This window comes from Desulfovulcanus sp., assembly GCF_982781345.1.
In genome coordinates this window covers 1-19,021 of record NZ_CEYAEZ010000052.1, presented here as the reverse complement: position 1 = coordinate 19,021, position 19,021 = coordinate 1, and the positions used below count along the sequence as shown (strand labels likewise).

General features: G+C 40.8%; 12 protein-coding genes and 1 pseudogene. 9 read left to right on the top strand and 4 right to left on the bottom strand.

All coding sequences use genetic code 11. The annotated features are described in order from the left end of the window. Positions 1-50 precede the first annotated feature (50 nt). The 8 genes and pseudogenes from AC3WVG_RS08655 to AC3WVG_RS08620 all read left to right on the top strand — a co-directional run. Positions 51-711: pseudogene (locus AC3WVG_RS08655) on the top strand (integrase core domain-containing protein); the annotation flags it as partial. A gap of 59 nt (positions 712-770) precedes the next feature. Continuing rightward, the gene (locus tag AC3WVG_RS08650) at positions 771-1,877 is read left to right on the top strand and encodes a glycosyltransferase (protein WP_488797741.1); all 1,107 of its coding nucleotides are present in this window, start codon (positions 771-773) and stop codon (positions 1,875-1,877) included. A 9-nt stretch (positions 1,878-1,886) separates the two neighbouring features. Further along, positions 1,887-3,845 (top strand): asparagine synthase (glutamine-hydrolyzing), encoded by a 1,959-nt coding sequence (gene asnB, locus AC3WVG_RS08645; RefSeq protein ID WP_488797740.1) that lies wholly within the window; start codon positions 1,887-1,889, stop codon positions 3,843-3,845. Next, positions 3,785-5,020, top strand: coding sequence for a glycosyltransferase family 4 protein (locus AC3WVG_RS08640; protein WP_488797739.1), 1,236 nt, complete (start codon positions 3,785-3,787; stop codon positions 5,018-5,020). The genes asnB and AC3WVG_RS08640 overlap by 61 nt, the downstream gene beginning before the upstream one ends. After that, positions 5,005-5,958 (top strand): NAD-dependent epimerase/dehydratase family protein, encoded by a 954-nt coding sequence (locus AC3WVG_RS08635; protein ID WP_488797738.1) that lies wholly within the window; start codon positions 5,005-5,007, stop codon positions 5,956-5,958. The genes AC3WVG_RS08640 and AC3WVG_RS08635 overlap by 16 nt, the downstream gene beginning before the upstream one ends. 9 nt (positions 5,959-5,967) lie before the next feature. Then, positions 5,968-6,975: an MraY family glycosyltransferase gene (locus tag AC3WVG_RS08630; protein WP_488797737.1), complete on the top strand. Its 1,008-nt coding sequence runs from the start codon at positions 5,968-5,970 to the stop codon at positions 6,973-6,975. Between the two features lie 46 nt (positions 6,976-7,021). Continuing rightward, positions 7,022-9,190: an STT3 domain-containing protein gene (locus tag AC3WVG_RS08625; RefSeq protein ID WP_488797736.1), complete on the top strand. Its 2,169-nt coding sequence runs from the start codon at positions 7,022-7,024 to the stop codon at positions 9,188-9,190. Next, positions 9,190-11,103: a polysaccharide biosynthesis protein gene (locus tag AC3WVG_RS08620; RefSeq protein WP_488797735.1), complete on the top strand. Its 1,914-nt coding sequence runs from the start codon at positions 9,190-9,192 to the stop codon at positions 11,101-11,103. Before AC3WVG_RS08625 ends, AC3WVG_RS08620 begins: the two co-directional genes overlap by 1 nt. 263 nt (positions 11,104-11,366) lie before the next feature. On the opposite strand, the gene AC3WVG_RS08615 is transcribed toward AC3WVG_RS08620, so the two are convergent. After that, positions 11,367-13,400 (bottom strand): TRAP transporter permease, encoded by a 2,034-nt coding sequence (locus AC3WVG_RS08615; RefSeq protein WP_488797734.1) that lies wholly within the window; start codon positions 13,398-13,400, stop codon positions 11,367-11,369. 182 nt (positions 13,401-13,582) lie between these two features. Then, entirely contained in the window at positions 13,583-14,578 is a 996-nt protein-coding gene (locus tag AC3WVG_RS08610; RefSeq protein ID WP_488797733.1) for a TAXI family TRAP transporter solute-binding subunit, read from the bottom strand. Between the two features lie 1,185 nt (positions 14,579-15,763). On the opposite strand from AC3WVG_RS08610, the gene AC3WVG_RS08605 reads away from it, so the two are divergent. Beyond that, complete coding sequence (locus tag AC3WVG_RS08605; RefSeq protein WP_488797732.1) at positions 15,764-16,306, top strand: hypothetical protein; 543 nt, start codon at positions 15,764-15,766, stop codon at positions 16,304-16,306. Here the strand turns inward: AC3WVG_RS08605 and AC3WVG_RS08600 are convergent. Then, positions 16,284-17,396, bottom strand: coding sequence for an SPL family radical SAM protein (locus AC3WVG_RS08600; protein WP_488797731.1), 1,113 nt, complete (start codon positions 17,394-17,396; stop codon positions 16,284-16,286). The genes AC3WVG_RS08605 and AC3WVG_RS08600 overlap by 23 nt on opposite strands. A 343-nt stretch (positions 17,397-17,739) precedes the next feature. Continuing rightward, positions 17,740-18,711 (bottom strand): ParB/RepB/Spo0J family partition protein, encoded by a 972-nt coding sequence (locus AC3WVG_RS08595; RefSeq protein WP_488797730.1) that lies wholly within the window; start codon positions 18,709-18,711, stop codon positions 17,740-17,742. Positions 18,712-19,021 lie beyond the last annotated feature (310 nt).

Below are 19,021 nucleotides of genomic sequence, written 5' to 3'. Positions count from 1 at the left end.
TAACACATTGAAATATTAGATTATTTACTCAACAACACTGGAAACTTGGGTTAAAACGCCATAATATGCACAGACTATCAGAACTTATTCCACAGGAAGAAAATTCTTCCAGGCAGCCTAAAAGCTTTAAAGGTTATGAGCCTGGCTTTGTTCATGTTGATGTCAAATATTTGCCTAAAATGCCCGATGAGAGGCACCATAAATATCTCTTTGTGGCCATTGATTGGGCTACAAGATGGGTCTATCTGGAAATTAGAGCCTCCAAAACTGAGTATAATGCTTCTGCTTTTCTGGAAAACCTTATCAAAAAAGCTCCATTTAAAATCACCAAAATTCTAACCGATAACGGCTCTGAATTTACAGATCGCTTTCAAAGGCCAGACAAAAAGCCGTCAGGGAACCACCTCTTTGATAAAACCTGTTCTGAAAACAATATTGAACATCGCCTTATTAAGCCATATAGTCCTCATACTAACGGCATGGTGGAACGATTCAACGGTCGTATATCTGAAGTTATTAAGCAAACTAGGTTTGCTTCCAGCAGCGAATTAAAACAGGCACTGATTCGCTATCTTCGCTTGTATAACCATCACATCCCACAACGATCGTTAGGTTATCTTGCACCTGTTCAGGCCTTGAAAAAATTGGCAATACTCGCACCCACATCTCTTTACTAAATCGGTTTACAATGAAGCGAAACCTGACAAATAAAGAAGAGAATTTTAAGTTTATAAGAATGCTTATTATATCAAATTAAAGGTATTCACTTGATGGTCATTTTTTTTATAGATAATCTTAAGGGTGGTGGAGCTGAAAAAGCAGTCAAAATTGTGTCAGAGTGTTTAAAAAAAAGAGGTTATAATGTTGCACTGATTCTACTTGAAAATCAGATAGATTATGTCCCTCCTAAAGATGTGCCCCTTTATTATCTTACAGAAAAAATTTCCAAATTTAACTTTATGTTTTTGTATCCTAAATTTGTTAAATTGTTAAAAAGATTAAAACCTGACATACTTTTTGCTGTAAATAGCAAATCTCATGTCTTGTCTCTTTTTGCGAAGAGATATATAAGGAGATTGATTATAAATATACAGGTAGATTTAAAGTCCCATTATAACGATAGAAAATATATCTATAAGTTGCTGCTTTATCTTTATAGGTATGCTGACGATTTTGTTTTTTTGTCGCAAGGCATTTACGAGAGTTTAAAAACTGACTTGTTAGATAAAAGATATAAAATTATCCCAAATCCAGTAGATTTTGATGAGATAGAGAGGCTAAAATTCGATGATTTAAAAAAGCATAAGCAGATATTTAGTAAATTTACAATTGTAAATATTGGAAGATTGACAGAACAAAAAGGACAATGGATACTTTTGAAAGCATTTAGTAGAATTAAATCTAATTGTAATTTAGTAATTTTAGGGGCTGGAGAAAATGAAAATGAATTAAAAAGGATAGCAAAAGAGTTGAATATTGCTCACCAAGTTTATTTTTTAGGTTTTCAAAAAAATCCATTTAAGTTTTTATACCATTCTGATATATTTATATTGTCCAGTCTCTGGGAAGGATTTGGAAATGTAATTATAGAAGCAATGGCTTGTGAGTTGCCAATTATTTCGACTGATTGTCCCAGCGGACCCAGAGAGATTTTAGCCTCACATACTGATATAAATTTACAGTTAAAAGATGAAATAGAGTTTGCCAAGTTTGGAATATTGACTCCGGTGGGTAATATAGATTTGCTTGCGAGAGCAATGCAGATGCTGATTGAAAATAAAGAGTTGAGAGATAGATATCGAGAGCTGGCTTTAACCAGGGCAAAAGATTTTGATAAAGATATTATTGTGCAGCAATATATTGAGTTGATGAGCTGACAGTCAATTATGTGTGGCATATTAGGATTTTTGGACGTAACAAGAGCGCATAATAAACCCTGGATGGTTGAAGCTGCGCAGAAAATGGCTGATGCCTTGGTACATCGGGGGCCTGATAGCGGGGACATTTGGGTGGATAAGGTGTCAGGTATTGCCTTGGGCCATAGGCGGCTAGCCATTCTTGATCTGAGTGCAACTGGTCAGCAGCCAATGTTCTCCTCTGGCCGCAGATACATAATTGTTTTTAATGGGGAGATATATAATTTTCAGCAGTTACGGCAGGAATTGGCTGGAAGGAATATTGAATGGCGCGGGAACTCAGATACTGAAGTTATGCTGGCTGCTTTTGAGGTTTTAGGAGTTGAGAAGGCAATAAAAAAATTTATTGGGATGTTTGCCTTTGCCCTTTGGGATAGGCAAAAGCGTTGTCTGTATCTAGTGCGTGACCGTTTAGGCATCAAGCCTCTTTATTATGGCTGGGCTGGCAAAACTTTTTTGTTCGCCTCGGAGCTTAAGGCTCTGCGGGCATACCCAGGGTGGCAGGGCGAGATAGATAGGGATGCGTTGACTCTTTTCCTGCGGCACAATTATATACCTGCGCCTTATTCTATTTATAAAGGCATTTTCAAGCTCTTGCCTGGTACTATACTTACTATCCATCTAGATAACGTCCCCGGAGCTTTGCCAGAGCCTGATGTATACTGGTCGGCCAAAGAAGTTGCGGAAGAAGGAGTTCGCAAACAATTTGCATTAAGTGAAGAGGACTTAGTCGAGCAGTTGGATTTATTGCTTAAAGACGCCATTGGTTTGCGCATGATTGCCGATGTACCTCTGGGCGCTTTTTTATCCGGTGGAATTGATTCCTCAACAGTTGTCGCTTTAATGCAGACCCAGTCACATAAGCCTGTTAAGACTTTTACTATTGGTTTTGAAGAGAAAGGGTATAATGAGGCTGTTCAGGCAAAGGCTGTAGCTGAGTACATTAAGACAGACCATACTGAGCTTTATGTTACGCCAAAGCAGGCAATGGCAGTAATTCCAAAGCTACCCACTCTCTATGATGAACCTTTTGCTGATTCTTCCCAGATACCAACTTATCTGGTTTCTCAGCTTACCCGGCAGCATGTGACAGTAAGTCTTTCAGGCGATGGAGGAGATGAACTCTTTGGTGGGTATAATCGTTATTTCTGGGGACGAAGTATCTGGCAAAAGATTGGATGGGTTCCCGGTGGATTAAGAAATTTATTGTCTGGAGGCTTGACCCTCTTATCGCCTCAGGCCTGGGACAATTTGTTTATGAAACTTGAACCTATACTTCCTGGGAAAGTTGGACAACGCTTGCCAGGAGATAAGCTCCATAAACTGGCCGAGATTTTGGCGGTGGAGAATCCTGAGGCCATGTATCGCGGGCTGGTCTCTCATTGGAAGAAACCAGCCACAATAGTTTCTGGCGCTGTTGAACCGTTAACAGTACTGACTGATTCAAAACGTTGGGCGAACTTACCTGATTTTACTCTGCGAATGATGTTTTTGGACTTGGTCAGTTATTTGCCTGACGATATACTGGTCAAGGTTGACCGGGCCAGCATGGGGGTGAGTCTTGAAGCTCGAGTGCCTTTTTTGGATCATCGGGTTGTAGAATTTGCGTGGCGGGTGCCTCTTTCCTTGAAGGTCAAAAACGGCCAGGGGAAGTGGATATTAAGACGCGTATTATATAAATATTTGCCTAAAGAGTTGGTTGAGCGTCCCAAAATGGGATTTGGGGTGCCACTAGCTGATTGGTTGCGTGGGCCACTGCGTGATTGGGCGGAAAGCTTGTTAAATGAGGCGCGGCTGAAGCAGGAAGGCTTTTTTAATCCAGCACCAATTCGCCAGAAGTGGCATGAACATCTGTCAGGAAAACGTAATTGGCAGTATTATCTTTGGGATATCCTGATGTTTCAGGCCTGGTTGGAGCGCTGGGGGTAGTATTGGCAAAAAAGACAAAAATTTTATTTTTGGTTACAGAAGATTGGTATTTTTGGTCGCATCGTTTGCCCATCGCCAGAGCTGCCCGAGATATGGGCAAGGACGTTGTTGTAGCTACCAGGTTGCAGAAACATGCCAATCTTATTCGTGAGGAAGGTTTTCGACCAATATCCCTTTCCTGGAAAAGAAAATCTATTCATCCTGCCCGAGAATTGTTTTCATTCTATGAGATATTAAAAATATATAGGCAAGAGAAACCAGACATTGTCCACCATGTTGCGCTAAAACCAGTAATTTATGGTACTCTTGCAGCGATATTTGCAGGCATTCCAGCTGTAATCAATGCGCTGGCTGGCATGGGATTTATTTTTGTTTCCCAGCGTATAAAGGCTAGACTGGTTCGTCCTTTTTTGCTTTTTTTATTTCGTTTTCTTTTACAGCGTAAAAATACTTGGCTGATTGTACAAAATCCAGACGACAGAGAACTTTTTTTGAGCCGTGATATTTGTTCTAGAGATAGAATTATCCTCATACCTGGATCTGGAGTAGACACTGCGAAATTTCAACCTGTTCCTGAACCACGGAATGGTGTGCCTGTCATTGTCATGGTCTCCAGGATGCTTTGGGATAAGGGGGTTGGTGAGGTGGTGGAAGCAGCCAAAATTTTAAAGGATAAGGGCTATAAATTTGAGGTATGGCTGGTGGGCTCTCCTGATCCCGAAAATCCAGCATCCATTTTAGAAAAACAGCTATTGGATTGGCACGACAGTGGTTTGGTAAAATATCTGGGGTACCAGGAGGACGTGAGCCATATCTGGAGGCAAGCGCATATAGGTGTGTTACCCTCTTATAGAGAGGGGTTGCCAAAATCTCTTCTTGAGGGAGCAGCGAGTGGGCGTCCTCTTGTGACTACTGATACCCCTGGTTGCCGTGAGGTAGTTCGAGATGGCGAAAATGGTTTTCTGGTTCCTGTAAGGGATGCCAGTGCGTTGGCGGATGCCTTGGCCAAGCTTCTTGAAGACAGAGCGCTTAGGCACAAAATGGGAGAAAAGGGGAGAAGAATAGTTGAGAAAGAATTCTCCGAACAAATTGTAGTTGAGCAGACAATAAACCTTTATCAGAGGATATTAGAAAAAAAGTATCTTAATATAAGGAAAGAATGTCCAAGGTTTTAGTCACTGGAGCGGCAGGATATATTGGCCAGCATCTTTGTCAGAGATTGCGTGCCTGTGGCAAACACATTCTAGCTTTGACTCGTGATCAGGTTACAGGCCCATGGGATGAAAATTTTGTGGCAGATATTGGTAAAGATTCAATTCCTGCCAAAAGCTTGACTGGTGTTGATACGATATTTCATTTAGCTGGCAAGGCCCATGCATTTTTCGAGCGCAAGGGAGAGGAAAAGGAATATGAGAAGATAAATGTGCAGGGGACCAGAAGTTTACTTGAAGCAGCAAGAAAAGCAGGCGTCAGCCGATTTATTTTTTTTAGTAGCGTCAAGGCCATGGGTGAGGGCGGACTGCAATGTCTGGATGAAACTTCGTCATGTCATCCGCAAACATCGTACGGAAGAACAAAGTTGGTTGCAGAAAATTTTGTTCTTCATGGTGGATATGTGCCTCATCCGGTTGTCTTGCGCTTGAGCATGGTTTACGGACCACGAGCAAAAGGAAATTTGTCACAAATGATTAAATTCATAAAAAAGGGGATTTTTCCTCCCTTGCCTGAGATAGAGAATAAACGCTCCATGGTCCATGTGGAGGATGTAGTACAGGCTGCGATACTGGCTGCTGAGAAGCCAGAGGCCCGGTCACAGCTTTACCTTGTAACGGATGGTAATGTTTATAGCACAAGGCAAATATATCTTTGGATAAGACAGATTTTGGGAAAAGGAGAACCTGTTTTCGCTGTGCCCTGGTTTGTTTGGCAGTTTGGTGCAAAGGCCGGTGATTTACTTGGTGGCCTCAGAGGCAGAAGATTTATTTTTGACTCACAAACTCTGGATAAACTTTTTGGTTCTGCGTGGTATAGTTCGGCCAAGATAAAAAAAGAGCTTGGCTTTAAGCCTAGATGGGATTTGCAGTCTGCTATGCCGGAAATAATATATGCGTGAGTTGTAACGATGTCGTTATTTATATCCCTGTTCATGTCTTTTTTAATGGGCAGCCTGGGGGCATTTTGTGTATCTCGCCTGGGCTTCAAATTTGGACTTTGTGATAGACCCACTGAGAGAAGTTCTCACCTGGTTCCTACGCCTAAAGGTGGGGGGATTGGCATAGCAGGGGCTTTTCTTTTTTTATCGCTTTCTTTGAATATCCCGATATTTTTATGGGGGCCGGCGATTTTGCTCTCCTTCCTAAGCCTGGTTGGTGATAAGTGTGAAATATCGCCGCTAATCCGCCTTGTTTTCCAATTTGCAGCAGCCTTAATAGTTCTTGTCAGCTTTTTTTTATCCTCTGCCCAAGCCTTTTTGCATCAGTTGGCTACAACATTTTTCAATATCCCCACTTTGCTTGTTTTTGCTTTTTTGGCGGTCTTTGTTGTCGGAACGGCCAATTTTTATAATTTTATGGATGGGATCAATGGCATTGCAGGTATCACTGGAGTTGTAGCCTTTGGTTTGCTTGGTGGATATGCTTATTTTATTGGTGCTGACAGGCATTTTGTGCAGCTCTCATGGGGTATTGCCTGTGCTTGTGCCGGTTTTCTTCCTTGGAACATACCTAAAGCAAAAGTTTTTATGGGAGATGTTGGCAGTATTTTGCTAGGTTTTGTTTTTGCAACTTTGCTGGTGGTCATATCGAAAGATGTCCATGATTTTTTTGTTGGCATGAGTTTTTTATTTCTTTTTTATGCTGATGAGCTCTTTACCATGTACGAAAGGATAAAAGACGGTGAGAAACTTACAAAACCGCATCGCAGACATTTATACCAAATTTTGGCCAATGAAGCTGGTATAGCTCATTGGAAGATATCTCTAGGATACGGTTTTTGTCAGTTATTTTGTGGCATCGTCATCTGGATAATGCGTGAAAGTAGTTTAATTGGTATCTCATCATTACTTTTTTTATTTTTTATTTTGTTTGGCCTGGTGAACAATAAGGTTAAATGTTTATTTTTGACGAGATAAAGAATAGGATGCTCCCCAGAACTTCTAATAAAAAGGTAGTAATTTTATGAAAAGGCTACAATTGCAAGGACGATACTCAGGTGAACAACCAGCCAATTTCATCAATAATATTTATATTTTTATTTTTTCTTTGCTAATTACCTATGCACTCTGTGTCTCTCTAAGACTTGTAGAATATCCGGCTTGGCAGACGCCTTATTTCCAAGTTGGCGGCGAAAAGCTTATGGCTACCCATGATGCTTATGCCTGGCTGGCTGGAGCTAAAGGAATAAATAGATATGCTGGTGCGCCATTGGCAGAACTTGTTGCCTCTATATCACATTGTACAGGAATAAGTCCGGGTAATGTAGGTTTTTGGCTACCAGCATTATTAGCTCCTTTGGTGATCGTGCCTATTGTCTTGTTAGGTTTGGCCTTTGGACAAAGCGAGGCAACTTTAGTCCCTGCAATTATGGCCGGTACGGGTATAGGTTTCTTATTGAGGACAAGATTGGGGTTCTTGGACACAGATGTGCTCACCTTGTTTTTCCCCCTGACTGTTGGATCTGGTTTGGTTGTCTGGCTTTCTGAAATGTGTCGGAGTACCTGGAAGTTCAAAGACCGCGAGAGCGAAGAAAAGGGGTTGTTTAAGTTTTTTTTTGTTGCTGTTCTAATTGGAATTTTGATAAAGATATATTTATGGTTTTATAGTTCGGGTAGTTCAATTGCACTCAGTTTACTGGGTATGGCTTTAATTTTATCCTTAGTGCTGGGATACATACAACTCAGGTTGCATATCCTTCTTGGCTTTTTAATATTGTATCTTGTTGCTTATGGTGGCTGGGTTACTTTTTTAGTGACTTTATGTTTTCTCTTGGCCGTAGTATGGAAGTCTGATTTCTTAAAGCAAAAAAGAGTTCTTGTAGTCTTGTTTATTATAGGTTCAGGGTTGTTATTCACCCATACCAATATCCTTGCTCAAATTGGTAGTGCCTTTTATAGTTTTTTAAAGTATACTAAAGTATTTCCATCAGAAATGCTTAATTCCACCTCTTTGCATTTGCCAACTGTTGTCCAAAGTGTCCGCGAAGCACAGAACGTCAATTGGACACAGCTCATTTCTCGCATTTCAGGCAACTGGATTCTGTTTGCTGGAGGGTTGGCAGGTCTAGTATATCTCGCCTGGAAAAGGCCGCTAATGTTAATTTTTTTGCCTCTTTTAGGCTTGGCTATAGCCAGTGTTAAGCTGGGTAATAGATTTACCATGTATGGAGGCGTAGTTATCGGGCTTGGCCTGGGCTTTGGTTTGAATTCATTTTTATTGTATTTTAAACAACCCTTATTTCGACGTATTTTGATCCATCTTGCTCTGGCCTTACTTGTCGGCTGGCCTTCTTTTTCCATAATGAAGAACCTAAGAGCTGCACCAGTTTTGCCGGCAATTTATGCCCAGACCTTTTTAGAGTTAAAGGGTAAGGCCGACTACAAGGCACAACTCTGGCAATGGTGGGATTATGGTTATGCAGGGCAATATTATGCAGAACGGGAAACTTTTGGGGATGGTGGCAGGCAGAGTGGACCCTGGCTTTATCCTCTGGCTAAAGTGCATATAACAAGTTCCCCTCTTCAAGCCAATCAGGTTATTAAGCTGGTGGCTACAACTTTGGACAGTCAAGATAAGAAATTAGTCTCCACTGATGGCATAAAGGCTGTATTGTATCAGGGCGATCCCATTAAATTTTTAAAAGATTTGGGTCCTCAAAAAGCAGAGAGTTTTATTTTTAGTTTGGCCCAAGAAGAGAAGAGTTGGCCTTCTGGTTTGCCTGAACAATATTTTATCGTTTCCTGGGAAAATTTACGTCTTGCTTACTGGATTAGTTATTTTGGTAATTGGAATCTGCTTACTGGAAAAACTGTTCCTGGGAAGATTAGGCGCTTAAATGGAGTTGTAAATTTTGATTTAAAAAATGGGGTAATTAAGTTTGGTCAACGGCTGATAAAAATCAGGGCCTTGGACGTTATTGATCAAGGAGGAACAAGACATTTCGAGTGGAGTAATACAAGGAACTTATATGCACTTATGAATCAATTTTCAAAAGAATTATATCTAATGGATAAAACTATATATAAGTCTATGATGGTGCAAATGCTAATTTCGGACCCTGGTCAATTTAAGCCATACTTTGAGTTGGTGATCGATCACTATCCTTGGTCTAGAGCATACATGGTGAAATAATGATTCCTAGAACTCAGCTAGCCAATCCTAAATTTTATCTTATGCTCTTTGCAGATGTTCTCTTATTTTGCCTTTCTCTTATTTTAGCCTATTTGTTTCGCTTTGATTTTTCCATTTCTCAAGAATTTTCTGCTCAGTTGTTCAAGATTCTGCCTATGACTTGTGGTGTAAAGTTGTTTTTTTTCTTTTTATTTGGTCTCTATCGAGGAATGTGGCGATATACCAGTGTAAGTGATTTTTGGCGTCTTTTGCAGGCGATTCTTTTCTCTCAGCTTACAATAATTGCTATTATAGCTTACTTATATCACTTTTATGGGTATCCTAGGTCTGTTTTTCTTTTAGACGGGTTGATTGCCTTTTTTCTTTCAGGAGGAATGCGCCTCTCTATTAGGCTTTTTTATAGTTCTCAAACCGGTTCTTTAAGCTGGACAAGGGCAATTTTTTTCCCGTTTGGGAGTGAAAAGCAAGGCAAGCCAGTGATTATTGTCGGAGCCGGAGATGCCGGCGAGAAGGTAGCCAGGGAAATTTTAGAGCATGGGCATAGTCTATATCATTTAATAGGCTTTGTTGATGACGATTATAGAAAAGTTGGTCGTTTGGTACATGGGCTACCAGTATTAGGGAAAGTTGAAGATTTGCCTCAGCTCATTCAGAAGCATATGGTTCAGGAGGTACTTATTGCCATTCCTTCCGCAAGCGGCAAACAGATGCGCAGAATTATCAGGTTATGTGACAAGGCTAAGATTAAGTTCAAGACTTTACCTGGTTTAAAAGACATTATCGATGGTAAGGTTAGTATTAAGGCGTTACGGGATGTTAGTTATGAAGATCTATTGGGGCGGCCGCAAGTTAAACTGGATTGTCAGGAAATAGAAGGTTATCTTAAAGACAAGGTTGTTTTAGTTACTGGTGCGGGTGGTTCTATCGGTTCTGAGCTCTGTCGGCAAATTGTCCGATTTGATCCTAAGTTGCTTGTTTTGGTTGATTCAGGTGAAGCCAATCTATATTCTATCCAGATGGAATTAGAGCATGTTATAGGTTTCACTAAATACCAAACAGTTTTGGCTCAGGTTCAGGATAAGAAACTCATGGAGCAGGTTTTTGGCAAGTACTCACCCCGGGTAGTATTTCACGCTGCAGCCTATAAACACGTGCCAATGCTTGAGATAAGCCCCTGGCAGGCAGTATATAACAACATTTTAGGAACTCAAACTATCATGGAGGTAGCAGTAAGACATAAGGCCGAGCGTTTTGTCTTGGTGTCTACAGATAAGGCTGTCCGGCCAACGAATGTAATGGGGGCAAGTAAGCGGGTAACAGAGCTTTTAATGCCTACCTTTAATGGTGCCAGTACCAGATTTATGGCTGTTCGTTTTGGAAATGTTGTGGGGTCGTCTGGTTCGGTAATCCCCTTATTTCGGCGCCAAATAGAAAAGGGAGGTCCGGTAACTGTTACGCACCCCGAAATGACCAGGTATTTTATGACAATACCTGAGGCAGCCCAGCTAATCCTGCAGGCTGGCTCAATGGGCGAAGGCGGCGAGATATTTATTCTGGAGATGGGTACACCAGTTAAAATCGCTGACATGGCCAGAGACCTTATTCGTCTTTGCGGCAAAGAGCCTGATGAGGATATTGAAATTGTCTTTACGGGATTGCGGCCCGGAGAAAAACTTTATGAGGAACTCATCACCGAAGGTGAAGGCATTGTCTCCACCTGGCATGAGAAAATAATGGTTTTAAAGCCTGGGATAGAAGGCAGCACGAATAGTCTTCAGTCCAGTGAAAGGCTAGTCAAACAAATTGAGGAACTATATTTACTCGCCCGTAAATTTGATGGTCATGCAATTAAAATAAAGCTTAAGGAAATAGTGCCAGAATATGAGCCAAAGGATACAGAAACGGTTGTTTAGTAAAGAAAGGCACAAGGCTACTGGGGGCCGAGGATAAAAGTATGAAATTATTTTCTGTTCGCCGTTCCGAGTGTTGAGTTTTCGGTCAAGGTTTTTATAGGTATTCACAGATTTTCTCGTAAGTCTTTCACAAGCTTCTGCTTCTTGCACTCAGCCTCTAAGGTCTTATCTTTTTTGCAATACCTTTTTAAAAAGTTAAAGTTCGGTATTTGGTGAGGTACCCCAGCAAAAATCAAGTTTTTGCTGGGGGTTGGGCAGGATATTTAACTGCTTTTCAGTCTAGCTTTTTGCATCAGGATAACAATACCAAAGCTGAGCATGCCAATGATATACATGTAATATTTAGAATCCAGGGGCAAGTTAAAAAGGGTATTTACTAGTGCTGGATGAAAAAGGACCAGGGTAGCAATAGCCAAAAATGGAATGTCATACCATTTATTTTTGGTTAAAAGCCACCCTTGCAACATACTCGTAAATGCAAAAGAAGCAAAGACAGCCATTACAAAGATTAAAATCGCCAAAGGCCAGTTGTTCAGGTTATGTAGTATGAGGTCCGGATTGAAAATAAACATAAATGGGATAATGGCTGTTCTTAAATCGTATAAAAATCCTTGTAGACCCGTTGGAATAGGCTCTGAGTCGGCAATAGCTGCTGCAGCATAAGAAGCAAGTCCAACAGGGGGGGTGTCATCGGCAAGTATGCCAAAGTAAAAACAAAACAAGTGAGCAGCCATTAATGGGACTATAAAACCCTGCATACCGCCTATCTGCACGATTATTGGCGCGGTAAGAGAGGCCATGACTATATATGTAGCTGTAGTTGGCAGCCCCATACCCAATAAGAGGCTTGCGATGGCTGTTATTAACAAGAGTAGAAAGATGTTCCCATGAGACAGGACTTCAACAATCTGCGTGACCATGCTGCCAATGCCCATATTTACGATACCGACAATAATCCCTGCTGAAGCTGTAGCCAGGGCCACAGAGATCATGTTTCGGGAGCCGGCAATAAACGCATCTCCAATGAGTCTGAACGCATTTTTTAAGCCTTGCCCAAAGCCATTATTTGTTTTCCTGGCCTTGATTATTTCTTGGACAAACATCAATACGATAAGCAGCATAATTGACCTAAAAGCTGACAATTCCGGGCTGTGTCTTAAAACCACGAGTTCGTAGATGAGCATGGCAATGGGGATTAAGTAATGTAGTCCCTTTTTAAGGGTTTGCTTAAAATCCGGCAATTCTTCTTTGCTTAAACCTCGAATGCCTAATTTGCTCGCTTCCAGATGGGTGACAAAAAACAGAGCAAAATAAGAAACAAAGGCAGGTATTGCTGCTGCCTTAACAACTTCGATATAAGGAACATTAACATATTCTGAGATAATAAATGCTGCTGCGCCCATGATTGGGGGCATAAGCTGTCCATCAGTACTGGCTGCGACCTCTGTAGCAGCTGCTTTTTTAGCTGGATACCCAGCCTTTTTCATTAAGGGGATTGTGAAGTTCCCCGTGGTGACAATGTTGGCAATGCTAGATCCAGAAACCATTCCGGTTAAGGCGCTGGATACTATTGCTGCTTTGGCAGGCCCACCTTTGTAACGTCCCAATAGAGAGATGGCTATATCAATAAAAAAGCGACCCGCACCGGCCTTTTCTAACATAGCCCCTAAAAGGACGAAAAGATAGACTATAGAAGCTGAAACACCAAGAGGGATGCCGTATATCCCCTCCGTGGAGAGAGAGATTTGACTTAAATATTTAGTTAAGGAAACGCCTTTAAAAGCCAGAACATCTGGCATGTAGGGACCCAAAAAGGCGTAGAGAGTAAATGCTAGAGCGATGATGGTTAATGCAGGTCCAATTGAGCGCCTAGTTGCTTCCAGAAGTAGGACAATGGTTAAAAGACCAAATATTATGTCACGGGTATTGGGAGAGCCGGCCCTCATGGCAATTCCTTGCCAATCTAGCATGATATACAGGGCTGAAATTGCACCTACAATGGCAAAAAGATAATCAATTAAAGGTATATGGTCGGTTACAGATAAGTAGCGACAAAATTTTCTAGGTTTCTTAAAAAAGGGAATAGTCAAAAAAACTAGAGACATGGCAAAGGCAAGGTGAATAGAACGAACAGTAGTACTGTCTAGAATAACAAAACTGGCAATAGCTAATTGAAAAATTGCCCAGGCTATGGCGATGGTTCCGAAGATAAAACTTTCATGCGGACGGAATTCTCTTAATTCGCCTGTTTCTTCCTTAAGTATTTCCTGGTCTTTCCTTAATTCATTTTTCCCCATGCCCACTCCGATGACCATGCAATTCTTTGCATGGAATGTTGGTTTTGTAAGTTGAATTTAGAATTTTTTTAGTATGTTGAGTAAGAATAAATGATTTTAATAACTCCCAGTAATAAAATAGCGATAATCCCGCAAATACAGTTTTGCAGGATTATCGCTAACATAAAAGTTTAGTGATTTTTTTACTTGATCAAGTCTTTGTTTATATACTTGATAAGGCCAGTTTCTTTATAGTACTTTAATGCGCCCTTATGCACAGGTGCACTTAAGCCCTGCAACATATCTTCTTTGGTCAAAACTGTATAGGCTGGATGCAATTTCTTAAATTCTTCAAAGTTATCAAAAACTTCTTTGACAATAGCATAGACAACGTCTTCGTCCATATCTTCTCTTGTCACAAAAGTAGCTTTAACGCCTATGGTTTTTACATCTTCTTTGTTTGCTACATTTGGATAAAAGCTAATTGGTATAATTGATTTTGCATAATATGGATATTTAGCAAGTAATGAATCAACGCCGGCACCAACAATTGGTATTAATTTTACTTTGATTCTACCGGCTGTAGCTTCTTTAATATTCCCATTGGGATGGCCTACAGTATAGAAGAATGCATCAATTTTTTCATCCTGGAGCAGTCTTGGAGCCTCTACAGCCTTGGCGTATTCAGCGGAGATGCTGTTTTCATCCAGGCCAAAGGCGGCCAAAACGTCTTTAGAGTTTTGCAATTGACCTGAGCCTGGATTTCCAATGTTTACTCTTTTGCCCTTCAGATCAGCCACAGAATTAATGTTGCTGTTAACTGATGCAATCAGAGTAATGGCTTCGGGATGGATTGAAAAAACAGAACGAAGTTTTTTCTGAGGACCTTTATTTTTCCACTCAGCAAGCCCATGCCAGGCCTGGTATTGTCTGTCAGACTGACAAATACCAAACTCCAAATCGCCACTGAGGACAGCGTTAATATTGTAAACAGAGCCAGCTGTTGACTCTACAGTAGCCTTAATTCCATACTGCTTAACTTTTTTGTTGATCATCCTGCTGATGGCACCACCTGTAGGATAATAAACTCCTGTGACCCCTCCGGTTCCAATTGTAACAAATGTTGTTTTACTATGCACTACAGGTGCGAAGGACAAAACAAGCAACAGCGCAAGGATAAGGTTAAAGGTTTTTTTCATACTTTCCTCCTTTTAATTTGTTTTCTTATATTTTAGACCTTAAACCCACGATGAGTTTTTTAAGGCGCTTTAAACCACAAGCTGTTTTGGTTTTTGTCACATTTTTTGGAAATCGAACAAATTTAGTTTTTTGTAAGAGCGTCATAAAAAGAGCCGGCTTTTAGAGACGCAAAACAGAGGCCACTTGCAACTTAAAAGTTTTTGTTTGTGACTGTTGTAACAATCGGGGCTTGATAAAAACTGTAGACAAGCTATTTTTACAAAAGTGTCACAACAGCAGGGAGGATTTTTTTCAAAATTGAAAAAATGTTTAGGTTAGCTTGAAAATAGAATTTAGCAAATTCTACATTATGACAAGATAAAGAAAAAATATCAGTTATCAAAAGAGATGTTGGGTGTCAAACCAGGTGGTTAGCTTGATCAGGGGAGTCGTATCTAAATTTCAGGTAGTGCTTGAGATAGGTAGAATTTATAGTTTTTTTACCTTAGACCTAAGCAGAAATGGGTGCATCAGATGGCTGCACTTTGGTTGAGTAGGTGAGTAAGGTAAGTAGGGTGGAGATGGATGATATGAAAATGACTTTTGAGACTTTAGAAGCTTGGCCAATGCCGACGGAGCAAAGTGGATATGGGATAGTGTAGTAGAATTTTTGTCTAATTGCCCCCGCAAGATTCTAAACTCTTACCACTGCACAGAGCATCCGTACAGGACTGTATGGGCACAGACCTGTTAAAAATCATAAGCCAAAAGCCAGAGATTTATGGGCGAAATCTGAGTCTGTTTATGCTCCACGAATTTTGATGTCCTCAAGTTTTCTAATTTTGAAATATCTTAAATGTTTAATTATTATAGGTAGATAAAAGCGTTTGCTGAAAATGTTAGATTAGATTTTGATATTCAAAATAATTTTGTATATCGACTTATATTCGGAAAGCTTTTTGGCGTGGCTCATGAAAAATATGTTTTTTCAAGGCGGTTATGGGGGTCTAAGTTTAGATTTTGTGTGGTCAGTATGAAAAATTGTGAAAGATAAGCTGCTAGCTTATTTTTAAAAAAGGCATTAGGCGACGTTCAATCATTGTGAAAGTAAGGTTGAGCCGCCAAAGAATACAATCTTATAATCGAGCCAAAAACAATAAAAAAAATTTTAACGATTAATAATTCGTGCAAAGGAGGACTAGGGATTGAAGTTATTGAAAGCAAGGCAGCTTGAAGTTCATCCTCCTCTTGATCTGGAGACTTATATGTTTCTGGCCCAGGTCAAAGGGATGGAAGGGAAGGATACGGTGGAGCTTTTATCTTATTGGTCTAAGTGGGCCCCCAGCTTAAAGGTGTATAGGTTGGGGGAGAGGAAAGGGTATGTTTTGGCTTATCTGGGGCAGGAAGTTGACATGGAGGTGGATGAAGTTTGGGATAAATCTCCCGCTATGGGGTTTAAGCTGGAAGCCTTGGCCCAGACTATGATCATGGGCGTCATGAGGTCCTTGCTTCCGGAGCTAAGTTCAACCAAGTGCGCTCCTGTACCTAAGCCAAACAAAATTTTGAAAAGGTCTTTGGGTAAAATTGGACTGGAGTTTTCAGCTGCCGGTGCACTTAATTATAAATACTCCACCATTACCTTTTTCCCATATAAAGGAGGGTGTGATTTGTGTTATCTTAAGTCAAGTTGCCCCAAGGCTATGTTCCCTAAAATGGATGATATTTTTAAGACAAATAATTCCGGTTAAAGGCCAGTTTGAGCAGGTGGTTATTTAGCCCGCCCAGATCTTTGGGAGTATATCCCATGACCTTTTTCCAAACATGGTCAGATTCCATGCAGAAGTAGATTTGTTTGTCCAACCCTTTTTGTTTGAGTTTTTGGGTAATAAATAAAAATTGTTTAAGGCGCAGAGGTAAAAAGAGCCTCTGTTTCCCGTCAAGCCCAGTTATAAATTCATTATAGATGAATGTGGAATGGGGGAACTCGCGGGCAATGACTTTGAAAAGGTCTGGCATGCACCGAAATGAACCCAGGCTAAAATAGGCAATATCCTGAGGTCGGAGATAGTCAAAGATCATATCTATAATTTGTGAGTAGCCTTTTTCCCAGCCCGGATAGTGGATGATGGGGTCAAAGTGGAGGCAGACCCTGAACCCGAGTTCGGTACACTCCCTGGCCGCCTTTAGTCTTTCTTCCAAGGGGGCAGTGCCAGCTTCTTCCTTCCTGGAAACATCCGGGCTGTTTAAAGACCAGGCGGGCAACACCCTGTCTGTGCGGTTTAGGCCTTCCATCCAGGACAGGTCGACAATTTTTGTTTTCAGTTCCAGGCAGACATTGGGATAGTTTTCCAGAAACTGAGCCAGGTCCCGACTGTACCCCGTGATGGGCTCCAGGACGAGAGAATCAGTAAATTCACCAGTGCCTACTCGGAAAAAATGTTTTGGATTCGGACCAAATGCCTGGTCCAGCTCAGTCCATAAATCATTTTGATTGGCCCATACTTTGAGGGTTTTGTCCTGAAAATAAGCCCTTAAAATACAGTAGGAGCAGCTTAAAGGACAATTTTCTCCAATGTGGATGATTCGATAGCCGCAACAGCGATAATATCTTGTCCCCGGACAAAATCGTAAAAATTTCCCTTTGAAATTTTTTAAATACAAGGTCTGAGCTGATTCTGTTGAGTTTATTGGGTTTGTATGAGTGGTTTGTTTTTTGTCAACAACATGCCATGGTAAGTGACCGAGTTTTTGCCGCACTCGTTTTGCAAGGGGAGTATGTTCTACCTCCTTGTCCACCAAAACACGCTTTATTTTCTTTAGATAGTTAGTTGTGTTCATTTTAGCTAATTTTCACTTAACCTTTAGAGCCTGTGGCCAAAACCTACACAGTCGACAATTTTTCATAATTTTTTTCAATTCTGATTTCTTTCATGCTGGTGCAAATGTCTGGACCCATCTATAGCTTGCTTGCGGGCAGAGCATAATGGTACATTTGGGGTAAATGAATATTCTTTTATTGTCGATAGTTATGGCAAATAGTCCCAGATATTTAGCTTTGTCATCCCGATGCTCTGCTTATCCGCAAGCTTCGTCAAGATGGTTTACCCAGCCCTTCGCAATGCATTCAAGAAATCAGGATTTCTAATCTGGTAGTCAAAATGGGGTTTGGCCACAGACTCTTTTAGTCTTTTATTTCCCAGCATCTATCGAGCATTTCCCAGGTAGTGGACCTGCTTATTTGTTGCAAGTCTTTTAGTCCGTTTAAGAGTTCTTCTCTGGAATTTATCTTTATAGCTAGTTCCAGGCTAAAATTTTCGAAATTATCCTTATGTTCAACCCGCCATTTTGTTCCGGCAGAGAGTTCCTGGCATCTTTTATCTACAGATTGTTTAAGCTCGCTCAAGCTCGGATAGCGTATCTCCCAAGCCTTTAAGACCAGGTTTTTAACCAGGTCTTTAGGAGATAGAACCCTGTCTAGAAATGCAGTCAAATTGTTTTTAGTTATTAACTCCCGCACTGATATCCCCTGCATTTGTCCACTTTCCCAGAGCCAGGTTAAAAAGTGAAGGGCATTGTTCTGGGACCAGGATACCTTGGTCAGGAAAGGATAAATTGCATCCAAATCTTTTTGCTCAAAGCGGGAAAGAATCGAGGCTGCACTTAGAGGAACATGGCCTGTTATCAAAAGCTGATCCCATTTGGGGGGTAATTTTAGCCAGTTTTCCCACAGTATATATTGTTTTGACTTAACGGGGATATTTAGAAGCCGACATAGTTCTTTCAGGGTAGAATTAAGGCCTTGAAAATAGCGTAGGGCCTTAAGCTGTTTTTTTGGGTCAAGGGGCTGGTTTAGATTGGAAGAAAGATACACCATGCCCTTGTCCAAGTCGGAGGTAAGTTCAATTTCCATGATCAAGACGGGCCTGTTTAAATTTTTTAGAGCCTGGACTCTCCTGTACCCGGCAATAAGTTCATAGCGTTCGTTTCTGCTATTTTCGACCTTGGTTACTAGGACAGGCTGGAGTTGTCCCCACTTATTTATGGATTCTATAAAAAGTTCATCTGGCTCTGAAGACCAAAAAAGCCATGGCCCGTTACAGTCGAGTAATTCGTAATTTGTAATTTGCAATTGGTTACATGTGTTTTTTTTCATTTTTGAACTCCCGTCGAGGTCATAGCTCACGACTGTTAATAACCCCGCCCAGGCCTTTAAATTTTCCTATTAGGCCCCTAATCAACATCTTGACATCTTTTCATTCATCTTCCTATAGGACAAAATCTACAGAAAATCATATAAGTGTTTGTGAAATTCAGGGCAAAGTATGATTGGCAAAACCCTTTAGAGTCTGTGCCCAAACATTATTCAGATGACAACTTTTCATAATTTTTTTCAATACTGGTATCTTTCATGCTGGTGCAAATGCCTGGACCCATCTATAGTTTGCTTGCGGGCAGAGCATAAT